This is a genomic window from Flagellimonas ulvae (assembly GCF_049333175.1).
In the GTDB taxonomy this organism is placed as follows: Bacteria; Bacteroidota; Bacteroidia; order Flavobacteriales; family Flavobacteriaceae; genus Flagellimonas.
Genome location: NZ_CP186325.1, coordinates 863,557 through 877,800, shown reverse-complemented (window position 1 = coordinate 877,800; position 14,244 = coordinate 863,557). Strand labels below are relative to the sequence as shown.

At 37.2% G+C, this 14,244-nt stretch carries 8 protein-coding genes; all 8 read left to right on the top strand.

The features are described 5' to 3' along the window. The first annotated feature begins 3 nt into the window (after positions 1 to 3). Positions 4 to 1,308: an anthranilate synthase component I family protein gene (locus ACOKFD_RS04035; RefSeq protein ID WP_422860085.1), complete on the top strand. Its 1,305-nt coding sequence runs from the start codon at positions 4 to 6 to the stop codon at positions 1,306 to 1,308. 16 nt (positions 1,309 to 1,324) lie between these two features. Beyond that, entirely contained in the window at positions 1,325 to 2,632 is a 1,308-nt protein-coding gene (tilS, locus tag ACOKFD_RS04030; protein WP_422860084.1) for a tRNA lysidine(34) synthetase TilS, read from the top strand. Then, the gene (locus ACOKFD_RS04025) at positions 2,629 to 4,611 is read left to right on the top strand and encodes a cytochrome c biogenesis protein CcdA (protein WP_422860083.1); all 1,983 of its coding nucleotides are present in this window, start codon (positions 2,629 to 2,631) and stop codon (positions 4,609 to 4,611) included. Before tilS ends, ACOKFD_RS04025 begins: the two co-directional genes overlap by 4 nt. A 72-nt stretch (positions 4,612 to 4,683) precedes the next feature. Beyond that, positions 4,684 to 7,083 (top strand): penicillin acylase family protein, encoded by a 2,400-nt coding sequence (locus ACOKFD_RS04020; protein WP_422860082.1) that lies wholly within the window; start codon positions 4,684 to 4,686, stop codon positions 7,081 to 7,083. Positions 7,084 to 7,392: 309 nt separating this feature from the next. Then, positions 7,393 to 8,118: a hypothetical protein gene (locus ACOKFD_RS04015; RefSeq protein ID WP_422860081.1), complete on the top strand. Its 726-nt coding sequence runs from the start codon at positions 7,393 to 7,395 to the stop codon at positions 8,116 to 8,118. Next, a complete protein-coding gene (locus ACOKFD_RS04010; RefSeq protein WP_422860080.1) occupies positions 8,115 to 10,916 on the top strand; it encodes a TonB-dependent receptor in 2,802 nt (933 codons plus the stop codon). The genes ACOKFD_RS04015 and ACOKFD_RS04010 overlap by 4 nt, the downstream gene beginning before the upstream one ends. Positions 10,917 to 10,928: 12 nt before the next feature. After that, positions 10,929 to 12,191 (top strand): DUF4249 domain-containing protein, encoded by a 1,263-nt coding sequence (locus tag ACOKFD_RS04005; protein ID WP_422860079.1) that lies wholly within the window; start codon positions 10,929 to 10,931, stop codon positions 12,189 to 12,191. A gap of 10 nt (positions 12,192 to 12,201) precedes the next feature. After that, positions 12,202 to 14,019 (top strand): hypothetical protein, encoded by a 1,818-nt coding sequence (locus tag ACOKFD_RS04000; protein WP_422860078.1) that lies wholly within the window; start codon positions 12,202 to 12,204, stop codon positions 14,017 to 14,019. Positions 14,020 to 14,244: the final 225 nt, after the last annotated feature.

The window sequence follows — 14,244 nt, the reverse complement described above, 5'->3', positions numbered from 1 at the left end:
GACTTGCCAAGAACATCACGTTCATTCCCGATTGCTGATAATCAAAAATTTAAGGATGCTGTTTTAGAGTGGACCCGAGGCTATGAAAAAGTGGTATGGCTTGACAGCAATGGACATGTAGATAAATTTAGCTCTGTTAACGCTATTGTTGCAGTTTCCAGACAGACCAATGGGTCTGTTTTTGAGACAAATAACATCGATAAAACTCAAGAATTCATCGATAAAGAGAGGGATTGGTTGTTTGGATTCATAACCTATGATTTTAAAAATAAATTGGAATCCTTGAAATCCAAAAATCCTGACCATCTTCATTTTCCAGAACTATATTTCTTTTGTCCTGAAAAAATCATTTTTCTAAAAGAGGATGTAGCCGAATTTCATTATCTAGAAAGTTGTAAAAATGAAATGGAAGATGATTTTTTGAACCTTGTTCAAGAAACAGAAACCAAACTGGATTTTCCTTCCAAAGGAATCCGTATCCAAATGAGGATACATAAGGATTCTTATTTTGAAAAAGTTAATAGTATGTTGGCACACATTCATCGTGGAGATATTTACGAAGCCAACTTCTGCCAGGAGTTTTATTCTTCGGAAAGTGTTATCGAGCCCTGGTCCACCTATCGGAATTTGAACAAGATTTCCCAACCGCCATTTGCCACTTTTTTACGTCTGCAAGACAAATACCTCCTTTGCGCTTCTCCAGAAAGATATCTTAAACGAAAAAAGGGGAGAATAGTTTCCCAACCCATAAAAGGTACAGCCAAACGGGACACTACTAGGGAAAAGGATGAAATATTGAAGATGGAATTAGCCAAAAACCCAAAGGAACGGGCTGAAAATATTATGATTACTGACTTAGTTCGCAATGATTTATCAAAAAGTGCTTTAAAAGGAAGCGTCACTGTGGATGAGCTCTGCAAGGTCTACACCTATAAACAAGTGCATCAAATGGTGTCAACAGTTACCGCAGAAATATCTGAGACAACTCCATCGATAGAAATAATAAAACAAACCTTCCCTATGGGAAGTATGACGGGGGCTCCCAAGGTTTCTGCCATGAAATTGATTGAAGATTTGGAAGAAAGCAAGCGGGGATTGTATAGTGGGACAGTTGGGTATTTTGACCCTAATGGTGATTTTGATTTTAATGTGGTAATTCGAAGTATTTTGTACAACGCCACTAAAAAATACGTCTCCTACTCTGTTGGTAGTGCTATTACCGCTCAATCCATTCCTGAAAAGGAATATGAAGAATGTTTGATAAAGGCCAAGGCCATGCGAAGTGTATTGGAAGGTGAAAACAGTTAATGTGTACTTTTGAGTCGTGCTTAAAAAGTTTCAACGACATATAGAAGCCAATTTCTCGTTTGTAAAAGAAAAGAATCTCCTATTAGCTTGTAGTGGAGGTTTGGATAGCGTGGTTTTGACCCATTTATGTCTACAATGCAATCTTAATATTACCCTGGCGCATTGTAATTTTAAACTTCGTGGTGAGGAAAGTGATGGGGATGAAATTTTTGTAAAACAATTAGCGGAGGAATTAAAAGTGAGATATACCTCCGTTGTTTTTGATACACTTAACGCGATGGCCAAAACGGGAGGTTCTGTTCAAATGGTAGCGAGGAAATTGCGGTATGAATGGTTCGAAAGTGTTTTGGACGAACGAAAACTGGACTATGTACTTACTGCCCATCATGCAGATGACGCTCTGGAAACATTCATCATAAACCTATCTAGGGGAACGGGCATTGATGGACTTTCAGGAATACCTGAATTCAATGGAAAGATTTTACGGCCCCTTCTTCCATTTTCTCGACAAGAGATTTTAGAATATGCTAAAAGCGAAAATTTCAAATGGAGAGAGGACAGTAGTAATTCCGAGTCAAAATATCTACGGAACAAAATCAGAAAGGATATAGTACCTAGGTTAAAAGAGTTGCACCCAACTTTTTTAGACAATTTTTTAACTACCCAATCTTTTTTGTCACAATCAAAAGCTGTTTTACAGAATAGATTTAAGGAAGTAAAGGAGAAAATCTTTAAAAACGAGGGTAGTCATATTAGAATCCAATTGCCGGATTTACATGCTTTGCAACCTTTGGAAATCCATTTATATGGATTATTAAAGAGTTATGGATTCACAGAATGGGACGATGTAAAATCCTTGCTTGATGGCATGAGTGGCAAGGAAATCCATTCGCAAACACACAGATTGCTAAAAGACCGGGATTCCCTTTTGCTTCAACCCAGAAAAGAAAAATCCAAATCAGTTTTTTTTATTGAAGAAGATAAAAACAGGGTAGAACATCCCATTAGCCTTCATTTCGAGACCACAGCAAAGTTTGAAAAACTGGAAAGACACATCGTATTTTTGGATAAGGAAAAGTTAAACTATCCACTAACGTTAAGAAAATGGGAAAAGGGCGACTATTTTTACCCACTGGGGATGCAAGGAAAAAAGAAACTGTCCAAATTTTTCAAAGATGAGAGAATGGATGTTTTTTCTAAGGAAGCCCAATGGCTGCTCTGTTCGGGCGAAGACATTGTTTGGGTTATAGGAAAAAGGGCAGACGAACGTTATAAAATAGACGGGAACACTACTCAAATTGTAAAAATCACATATTCAACATGAGGATTTTGGTTAGCATATTGTTTTTATTGATTGGAAATCTGTTTTCAACCTTTGGTCAATTGGATGAAAATCCAGCAACATGGACGCATGAAGTGAATAGGCTTTCAGATTTGGAATATGAGCTGGTTTTCAAGGGTAAAATAGCAGAAGGGTGGCATGTGTACTCGCAGTATACAGCCGAAGGTGGTTCTTTGCCGAGCGAATTTACTTTTGAGCGGGTGGATGAAGACTACGTGTTGGTTGGAAAAACAGCAGAAAGCGAAACCATCAAAGAGTATAGTGACATATTTGAAGTTGAGGAAACTTTCTTCAAGAAGAAGGCCATCTTCACGCAAAAAATTAAGCTCCTCAAACCGGATGTAAACCAAATAACAGTCAATTTGTTCTATCAAATATGCCAGGAAGTCTGTATTCCTATGGACGAACTTTTCCAAATATCCTTGGATGGGAGTGCCTTCGTAGCAACTGAAAAAGAAATTGATGAAAATAGTCAGGCCTTGGGTTCCTCGCTTAAATTGGATTTAAAGAACACAGAATTACTTGCCCAAAATGAGCTGGGGAGTTCAAGTAAAAATTTCAATCTCTGGATGATTTTTGGGCTAGGATTTTTGGGAGGATTGATTGCTTTGTTGACACCTTGTGTTTTTCCAATGATTCCCCTTACTGTTTCGTTTTTTACAAAAAAATCTAAAAAGAGGTCAAAAGGAATTATCGACGCTGTGCTTTATGGCTTTTTTATTGTGTTGATATATTTTCTCTTGAGTCTTCCTTTCCACCTTTTCGATTCAGTAGACTCGCAAATTCTGAATACCATAGCGACCAATATATGGCTCAATGTTTTTTTCTTTGTCATATTTGTCTTTTTTGCCTTTTCCTTTTTTGGATACTATGAATTAACCCTGCCCAGTTCATGGGCCAATAAAATGGATGAAGCATCTTTTAAAGTTGGTGGTGGCTTAGGCATCTTTTTTATGGCGTTGACCTTGGCCATTGTTTCCTTTTCATGTACAGGTCCCATTTTGGGAGGTCTTTTGGGAAGCACCACCTTGGCAGAGGGTAATGTGGCTACCAATCTTTCTGCAGGAATGGTAGGATTCGGATTGGCATTGGCCCTTCCTTTTACCTTGTTTGCTCTATTCCCTGCTTGGTTGAATTCACTACCTAAATCTGGAGGATGGATGACCACTGTAAAAGTTGTGCTAGGTTTTTTGGAACTGGCCTTAGCTTTCAAATTCTTGTCCAATGCAGATTTGGTTGGGCATTGGGAGATTTTAAAAAGGGAGGTGTTTATAGGGATTTGGATTGTATTATTTGTCCTGCTTGCCTTGTACCTTTTTGGTATTTTTAGATTTCCTCATGATGGTCCAAAACAAAAGCTATCTTCTACTCGTAGATTGGTTGGGGTGTTATCCACCGCTTTTTCTCTTTACTTGATTTTGGGGCTTTCGGGTGTGATCCATTTGAAGTTGTTAAGTGGGCTCTTGCCTCCAGACTTTTACAGCGTTCAGCAAACAGAAAGTGATTGTCCTTTAGGATTGGACTGCTTTAAAGATTTTGATGCGGGCGTGGCCCATGCACAAGCCGAAAACAAACCCATTCTATTGGATTTTACCGGATGGGCTTGCCAGAATTGTAGAAAAATGGAAGAAAATGTCTGGAGTCAGCCCAGTATCTACCAAATGCTCAAAGAAGAGTATGTCTTAATTTCTCTTTATGTGGATGATAGAAAAGAACTACCAAGCGACCAACAATTTGATTTCAAATACGATTCAGGGAGAGTAAAAACTATCGAGACCATAGGTCAAAAATGGGGTACCTTTCAGACGATAAACTTTAATGCAGCTTCCCAACCCTATTATGTTTTATTGTCTCCCAATCTCGAAGTGCTCAATGAGGCTGTGCAATACGTTGATACTGAAACCTATGAAAAATGGCTCAAATCCGGTTTGGTCAATTACGAATTGTCAATGAACCAATAAAAGGGTTATTCATTTTAAATTCTTTTAAAAAAATGTAACTTCGGTCAACTAACTAACTTAACCGAAGGCATAGTGAAAACTTTTAAGAAAGTACTTTGGGTACTTGGTATTCTGATAGTTCTCATAGTTTTGGGAGCTACCTTTTTCATCAATTCATTAAAACCTAACTATAGTGGCCAGCAGTCTTTAGAAGGCTTAAACGGTGAGGTTACAGTATTTTACGATGCCTATGGCATTCCCCATTTATATTCGGAAAAAGAAGAAGACGCATTTCGGGCTTTAGGCTATGTTCACGCCCAAGACCGATTATGGCAAATGGAACTACTTAGAAGGGTTGCTAAAGGAAGATTATCCGAGGTTTTCGGCCCCGACCTTGTTGAAACTGATAAACTTTTTCTTTCCCTTGGAATTGATGAGAATACAAGAAAGACAGTTCAGGCACTGGATAAGAACAGTCGTACCGTTCTGCTTTGCAATGCATATTTGGATGGAATAAATGCATTTATCGATGAAGGTCCTCAACCAGTGGAGTTTTATCTAACGGGTCTGGATGTTGAACCATTCACCATAGAGGATATTTATGATGCTGTAGGATATATGGCCTTTAGTTTTGCACAAGCCCATAAGACAGACCCACTACTCACAGACATGTTACATGACTTGGGCCAAGAATATTTGGATGATTTGGCCATTTATTCAGACACTTCTACCGTTTGGATAAAAAACTTCAAAGAAAAGGCAGTTGATACCATTTCTAAGGATTTAATGTCCACCGTATCAAGAGCGCTTAAAAAATTGCCCATTCCCCAGTTTGAGGGGAGCAATAGTTGGGTTTTGGGTCCGGATAAAACCAAATCGGGGAAAGTCATTTTGGCAAATGACCCCCACATTGGCTTTGCCCAACCTTCGGTTTGGTATGAAGCTCATGTTAGCACCCCCACTTACGAAAAATATGGGTATCATTTAGCAGGAGTTCCCTTTCCACTTTTAGGACATGATAGAAACCTAGCTTATGGACTAACCATGTTTCAAAACGATGACCTTGATTTTTATGTTGAGGAAACCAATGCTTCTGATACTACGTTGTATAAGACAGAAACAGGATGGGAAAAATACGAGATTATAAAAAAAACGATTCCGGTTAAAGGTGAAGATCCAATTTCTTTCAACTATAAAAAAACAAGACATGGACCTATCTTAAACGGAATTGCCAAACAAGTAAAAGATGAACGTCCAATTGCCATGTCCTGGATGTACACTAAATGGGAAAATCGTGTTTTGGATGCGTTGTATGGGATTTCACATGCAAGCAATATAGAAGAATTTGAAGATGCGCTCCCAAAAATTCATGCTCCAGGCCTAAATGTAATGTATGGTGACGCAGAGGGAAACGTAGCTTGGTGGGCTTCTGCTCAATTATATCAAATGCCCGACAGCACATCGACCAAGTTATTTTTGGACGGGGCTTCGGGAACTCAAGAACCTGTTCGCTATCTTGACTTTTCTGAAAATCCAAGTGCAATCAATCCACCTTGGAATTATGTGTATTCCGCAAACAATCAGCCTGATTCTATTTCTGGGATGTTGTATCCTGGTTATTATCTACCTGAAAATCGCGCTAGAAGAATAGTGGAGTTATTGGACCCAAAGGACGACTGGGACAAAGAATCAGCTTCAGAAATGATTTTGGATGTAACTTCTTCGGTTAATCCAGAATTGGTAAGGGAGTTGATAAAACTTCTGGATGTTTCCCACCTACAACAAGAGCAATTGGTATTGATAGATGAGCTAAGAAATTGGGATGGAACCTATTCACTGGATAGTAAAAGCGCTGTTTTGTATCATCGCTGTGAGTACTTCGTGTTGAAGAACACTTTTGAAGACGAGCTAGGGAAGGAAAGATTTGAGCAGTTTATTTCCACACATTTAATGAAAAGACAGATAGCTTGGGGAGCAATAATGAAAGTTGGAAAATGGTGGGACAATGTGCTTACACCCAATACCCAAGAGACACGAAATGATGTGGTATTGAAATCTTTTGCTGACGCTTGGGTTTCCTTACAAATGGATTTGGGGCCTAATACGGATGATTGGACGTGGGAAAAAGTACACACCTTAGAGCATAAGCACCCCGTTGGAGAGGTAGAAAGCTTGCGTAAGTATTTCAACGTAGGGCCATTCCCCATTGTTGGAACGCGAGAGGTGATTAACAATTTGGCCTTTCCTTATGATAGTACAGGATATTACAAAGTAAACTCAGGTCCCTCTACGCGCCGGATTATCGATTTTTCGGATATTGAGAATGGCTTAAGTATACTCCCAACAGGTCAATCTGGAAATCCATTGAGTGAACACTACGATGACCAGGCAAAAATGTTCGTAAATGGAGAGTTTAGAAAAATGATGATGAACAAAGTCGAAATAGAGGAAACTGCTAAATCTAAACTGGTTTTTGTTCCATCTGACTACTAATAATGAATATTTTGTCAATTGAAACGACTAGATGGCTTGCTTTGGATCTAGACTTTTGGCTGATTATTTAAATAGCGTTAGGTCTCTTTTTAAGATTATGTAATCTAACAAGAAATTGTTTAAGTTTTAACTTTCATTTTTTAATACAGCTACCTAGCTGATTATCAGTAAATATTATCCCTTATTATGGTGCGGCTAATTAAAAACACAAATAATATAATTTATTCTAAACGATTCTTGTTTAGAATTAATCTATACTTCCGTATTTTTAAGGCTAACAAAGAATGATAGCTATAATATACCCTTAAGTTGATTAGAATATTTTCCCTCCTTTATTTTTATTTGTTTCTAGGTTTTTATGTAATCGCTCAAACCAGTAAAATTGATGCCATAGATGGTTATGTAGCTTTTGACGCTGTAGTTGGTATTGAAAACACGGGTTTGAGTCAAGGTCTTTTGTATTCAGAAAAGTATAGGACCATCAACGAAAACAAGCAGTTTTTTAAATCGTCCAATTTCGAAAATGGAAATATTTGGTATAAAGGACAACCTTACTATGAAAAATACTTGAAATATGATGCTCATCATGATCAAGTACTGGTCCAAGTACAAAGTCAAGCAACAGGACAACAAGCCACTCTACAACTATTTAAAAGTGATGTTGATTCATTTGACCTTCTTAAACATCGCTTTGTTCAATTAAAGTTTCCAAAAGAAAACCAAATATTGAAAGCTGGTTTTTACGAGAGCCTCTATCAGAACAATGATTTAAGGCTTTTCGTTAGGCATAGCAAAAACAAGGTGGAACTTAAGGGAGGTTCATTTGTTTATTATGAATTTCCAGATTTAAAAAAACAATACTCACTCTTTTATGATGAGAAGTTTTATAGTTTAAATTCAAAAAAAGACATTTTGGAAGCCTTCAAGATAAATAAGAAAGAATTAAACATCCTTTACAAGAAGCTTAAACGAAAATACAAAGACCAAAATAGGTTTATGGTGGAATTAGTAAAGCAAATTGGAAGTACCGCATGATTAAAAGATTACACAAAACTTCAAAACCAATCAAGGTACTCCTTTTCTCCATTTTAAGTGTCTTCATTTTTGAGACTCAGGCACAGGAAAAGCTGCCCAATGTCACCCTAAATGCTGAAAACCAGTCAATTGAAACTATTTTAGAAAGTATAGAAGAACAAACAAGTCTTAAGTTTTTTTATGATGCCAAATGGTTTGGGACAGAAGTGTTTACAAAGTCTTACATAGATGCAAGGATTGATACGGTCTTAAAAGATATTCTAAAAAGTACGGATATTAACTTCTACCTAGATAATGATAACAACGTATATCTAACTAGAAATAGTTTTGTCTACGACAAATTGCGAGACGATTTTTTTGGAAAGCGAGAACAAGATTCCATTGTAACCGAAATGGAGGGGGTAACAAGTGATACGGGGTTAGTTTTTGAGGATAAGAGCACAGGTGTTAGTGAAAGAATAGAAACAGTAAGAATTGGAAAAGCAACGGCCAATAGAAGTCAAAGTGAAGTTAAGCTAACTGGCAGAATTACAGATTTTCTTACTGGCAGACCTGTCCCGGATTTATCTATTTTAGTTGATGATGGTAAACAGGGAACATCTACAAATGACAACGGAGAGTATAGTCTTGATATAAGACGAGGAACACATATAATTAGAGTAAGCGGGCTTGGATATAAGGATAGAGTAAAAAAGGCAATAATATATAATAGTGGTGTTCTTGATTTTAGTGTTGAAGAAAGTGTTGAGGCATTGGACGAAGTGGTGGTCAGTGAAAAGGCAAGACGAAATGTTGAAATTCCAGTAACCGGCCTAGTTAGTTTGGAAATAGAAGAAATAAAGACCATTCCTCTTGTTCTTGGGGAACGGGATATTTTAAAGGCGGCATTAACTCTACCTGGTATATCAAACGCAGGGGAAGGAGCTTCTGGATTTAATGTTAGGGGAGGTAAGACCGACCAAAACCTAGTCTTATTGGATGACGGGGTTATTTATAACCCTTCCCATTTTTTTGGTATTTTTTCTGCACTAAACCCATTCAGCACGGGTTCTGCGGATATTTACAAAGGGAGTATCCCGGTACAATTTGGCGGAAGGTTGTCCTCTGTATTCGATTTAAAGACAAAAACACCGAATACCGAAAAGTTTTCTGGTGAGGCCGCGATTGGTCCTGTAACAAGTAATTTGGTTTTGGAGGTGCCCATAAAAAAAGACAAAGCAGGACTATTGGTAGGCGGACGTGGAACCTATTCAGGTTGGATTTTACGGTCTTTGGAAGATGAGCAGCTTAATGATAGTGAGGCCTCATTTTTTGATGTTGTTGCAAAGTACAATCATACCCTTAACGAAAAAAATGAGATTAAGGCAACAGGATATTTTAGTCGTGATGCTTTTAGTATTACGTCTGATTCTATCTTCAATTATAGTAACAGATTATCTTCCTTAAGATGGAATCATAAGTTTAACGAAAAGAACACTGGTAGTTTAATTTTGACCAATAGTCAATACCGGTTCAATATAGAATTTGATGGAGATTCCAACACGGATTTTGATTTGGGATACATTAATAATGAAAGTGAACTAAGATTGGAATTCAATTATCTGCATAACGAGTCGCATAAATTTAAATACGGAATTTCCAGCAAATTATATCAGATTGATCCAGGGAATGTTGATCCCCTTAATCAAGATTCGGAAGTTACTCCATTATCAATACCTAGGGAAAGGGCTCTGGAATCAGCCCTATTCTTTTCGGACACCTATACAGTAAACGAAAAGCTTCTTATAGATGCGGGGGTTAGATTTTCTTTTTATGCGGCATTAGGAGAAGGTGTTCAAAGAATATATGAAGAAAATGCGCCAAGAAATTCGAGTACCTTAATAGAAACACAAGAGTTTGGACAAAACGAGGTCATTGAAACCTACGGAGGTCCAGAATTTAGAATATCAGGACGTTACTTTATAAATCCAGATTTATCCTTAAAAGCTAGTTTTAATAATACATTCCAGTATATACATACCCTTAACAGTAACACCACAGTTTCCCAAACAGATACATATAAGCTGTCAGATTTAAATATAAGGCCACAGCAGGCAAATCAGTTTTCTTTAGGGCTGTTTAAAAACTTTAAAGAAAACGAATATGAATTAAGTATTGAAGGGTTTTACAAGAGACAAAAAAACCTATTGGATTTTGAAGTAGGTGCGCAATTATTATTGAATGAGACGGTGGAGGCCGAAGTCCTCCAAGGAGACGGTAAGGCTTATGGAGTTGAATTTCTTTTAAGAAAAAACGAAGGTAGATTAAATGGCTGGCTAGGGTATTCGTATTCCCGTTCTTTCATACGTTTGGATAGTCCGTTCAGGGAAGAAAGGGTTAACAACGGGGATTTTTTCCCCACAAACTTTGATAGGCCTCACGATGTAAGTCTGGTGACCAATTATAAAATCACAAAACGTTTAAGTGCTTCAACCAACTTTGTGTACCAAACCGGTCGTCCCGTAACTTTTCCATTGGGGCAGTTTGAGTTCGATAACGCTGATTTTGTTTTCTTTAGCGACAGAAATGAATTTCGGATTCCAGATTTTTACAGATTGGATTTGAGTATTAATCTAGAAGGAAACCACAAAATCAAAAAATTTGCACATAGTTTTTGGAGTCTCTCCATTTATAATGTTTTGGGAAGAAATAATCCATTTTCAGTATTTTTTGTAACGGAAAATGGGCAAGTGAGAGCTCTACAAAGTTCAATCTTTGCAATTCCGATTCCAACAATCACCTATAACTTTAAATTTTAATTTTGAGAGTGCATGTTGAAGATATTTAAAAAAAGATTGCGAGTTTTCTCCATTTTAATAATGCTATCGGCAGTTGTTCTCATACAGGCTTGTATAGAGCCTTTTGACGCAGAAGGTATTGTCGAAAATTTTGAAAGTGCTTTGGTGATCGAGGCCACAATTACAAATGAGTTAAAACAACATCAAATAAAATTAACGAGAGCTTTTGAGCTTGAAGAGGATGGTGCTAGGGCTGAGAACAACGCAAGTGTAGCGGTTTTGGATGATCAAGGTATGGTATTTCAATTTTCTGAAATAGAGCCGGGTTTATATCAGTCTGATCAAGTCTTTCAGGCTGTAGGTGATAGGAATTATCAATTATCTATTAGCACTTCAGACGGAAGAAGTTATACCTCAGACCCAGCCCAACTCACTCAAGAGACATCGATTGAAAGCGTTGAAGCAGCTCGTACTACTGATGACGATGGAAATGAAGGAATGGCTATTCTGGTAAATAGCTTTGACCCTACAAACAATAGCAATTTATATCGGTATGAATATGAGGAAACTTTTTTAATAATAGCCCCAGATTGGGCAGATACCGATTTGGTGAAAACAGTTCCTGGTCTACCACAGGACTGTAATGTGGATTTGGTATTTACTGGAGATAACGATGAACGTATTTGTTATGGAACTGATATTTCCAATAGAATTATCTTGACCAATACCAGTGGTTTGGATGAGGACAGGGTATCAAGACTTCAAGTCCGGTTTATTAATAGAAATGACTATATCCTGACCCATAGGTATAGCATTCTTGTTAGGCAGTTTGTGCAATCTCCTGCGGCACATACGTTTTATGTACGTTTACAGGAACTCTCCCAAAGTGACGATCTCTTTTCTCAAACACAAACAGGCCTTCTGGTGGGTAATGTATTTTCGGAAGAGAGTGAAGACGAAATTGTTCTTGGTTATTTTGAAGTATCAAGTGTGTCTGAACAGCGTATTTTCTTCAATTATGATGACTTTTTCCCAGGAGAAGACTTACCCTCATACGCCGTTGATTGCATTAAGCTCGCTCCTGATTTTGTAGTATTTAATGAGTTTGGACTTTTTGTAGGTTGTTTGTTAAGTGATTTGGTTGCCAATGAAGCAGTTGAATATGTAGGTCCAAATGAAGGCGAAATTACTTCAGAAGGAGGACTGCCAGTGGGGCCTCATATTGTTGTGCCAGCCCCATGTGGAGACTGTACACAATTAGGAAGTAACGTAAGACCTTCATTCTGGGTTGACTAATCAAAGAAAAATGCAAAAAAGAAAACACACCTTATTTATTTTCCTTTTGATTGGGATTACTTATTGTTCTTACTCACAATTGAGATTAAATGAACAGGGCAATGCAGAGCGGGCTGTCAAGTTTGCATCTCTCCCAGAAGAAAGCATTTTTTTACATTATAACAGTCATGTTCTTTTTACCGGAGAACGGTTTTTTTATTCTTTGTATTGCTTGGATAAAGAAAAGAATAACTTAAGTAATCTAAGTCAGGTTGCTTATATCGAATTGATTTCGGAAAACGGAACACCAATAGTAAAGCAAAAGGTCCAATTAGATAATGGTAGGGGCTATGGGGACTTTTTTGTATCCGAAAAACAACTGACAGGCAGTTATAAATTACTGGCCTATACTAATTGGATGAAAAACTTTGGTGTTGAATCGTTTTTTGAAACGGATATAATCGTTATTAATCCATACCAAAAAGTTCCTGAAAAACACCGAAAGCTGGATAGCGATTCAATATCTGGTTTACCGTTAAATCCGAAGGGCATATCGGAAAAAACAGAATCTAAGTTTCCTTCAAGCAAAATAGAATTGAAACTTGACAATCGAATTGTTGGAAAGCGTAAGAAAGTCGCACTTCGTATACAAGGAATGGATTCATCCTTGGTTAATGGAAGCTACTCTTTATCCGTATCAAAAAGAAGTGAGTTGTTTCCCAACGAGAATGAACCTATGGAGGAGTATTTAAGGAATAGCGGCGATAAAAGTCCTTTGGCAAAGAAACAAGTGTCTTTTTTTACGTCGAGTAAGACATCCAACGAAATTTTTCGTTTACCCGAACTAAGAGGTGAACTCATTTCTGGACGTATTGTAAATACTAGTACTGATTTGCCCGTTCCACAGCGCACCATTGCCTTTTCAATTCCAGGGGAGAATTATCTTTTAAAGACTGCTACTACCAATAAACAAGGTGTGTTTTTCATAAATGTTGATGAAAATTACAAAAATACCACGGGCATCATCAGTAATTTATCAGGGGATTGGGGTGATTACGAGCTATTATTGGATAATCATCAGATGATATATAATAAGCTTGACTTCAGACCATTTGAATTGCATACTGGAATGTTGGAGACAATTCGGCAACGTAGCGTGCAAAATCAAATTGCTAATGCCTATTCCTATTTAAGATTGGATACAACTTTAGATCCAGATTTACGAACTCCATTTTATAGAGAAATGGAACGCACTTTTTATTTAGATAATTTTACCCGTTTCAAAACCCTTAGAGAAACTTTTGTTGAGATTATCAGTCAAGTGGGGATACGGCGAAATCCGAATGGTAAACGTGTATTTCAGGTGTTTACGGATTTAGCCAGAGATAAAAGTGGATTGCAGCCCATGCTTTTTGTAGACGGCGTGTTCATAAGTGAACATGAAGGATTTATGGATTATGATGCTCGTAAAATAAAGGAAATCAGTTTTTCCAAGGGTTTATATCAGCTAGGCCCAGTATCTTTTGACGGGATACTAGCAATTACAACTATTGATGGTGATTTTGCCGAAACATTCTATTCTGAAAATCAGTTAAAAGTAAAACTTACTACCCCAGAAAGAAAAAAGAATTATTACCAACAAAACTATAATAAAGAAGATAGTCAAGATTGGACACGTATTCCTGATTTTAGAAGACAATTGTTATGGATTCCGGATATGCAGTTAGAAAAAGAAGAGCTTTTGGAATTCTATACGTCAAGTATTAAAGGAATTTATGATATTACCTTATATGGTTTTAATAAAGCTGGCGAACCTATTTCATCAACGACTTCTCTGGAAGTAAATTGACAAGGATATTGTAAACATTCTTATTTTTTTGGGTTTAGAAATGATGCCGAACGAAGTGATAATATAGAAGACCATTGCATCTAAACGAATTTTTGTTACTTCCAATCAATATGATGCATAACGGTTTCAAAGAACCAATCGGGAAATAGATACATCAACTCAAAACTCCCATTCATCAAAACATAACTTCAATTCTTTAGTTCAAAGAGTATATTCAGCAGAGTG

What these genes read in the sequence shown, in the direction of transcription:
- ACOKFD_RS04010 (WP_422860080.1), top strand. Translation starts at nt 8,115, where the DNA reads ATGATTAAAAGATTACACAAAACTTCAAAACCAATCAAGGTACTCCTT.
- ACOKFD_RS04025 (WP_422860083.1), top strand. Translation starts at nt 2,629, where the DNA reads ATGAGGATTTTGGTTAGCATATTGTTTTTATTGATTGGAAATCTGTTT.
- ACOKFD_RS04005 (WP_422860079.1), top strand. Translation starts at nt 10,929, where the DNA reads ATGTTGAAGATATTTAAAAAAAGATTGCGAGTTTTCTCCATTTTAATA.
- ACOKFD_RS04000 (WP_422860078.1), top strand. Translation starts at nt 12,202, where the DNA reads ATGCAAAAAAGAAAACACACCTTATTTATTTTCCTTTTGATTGGGATT.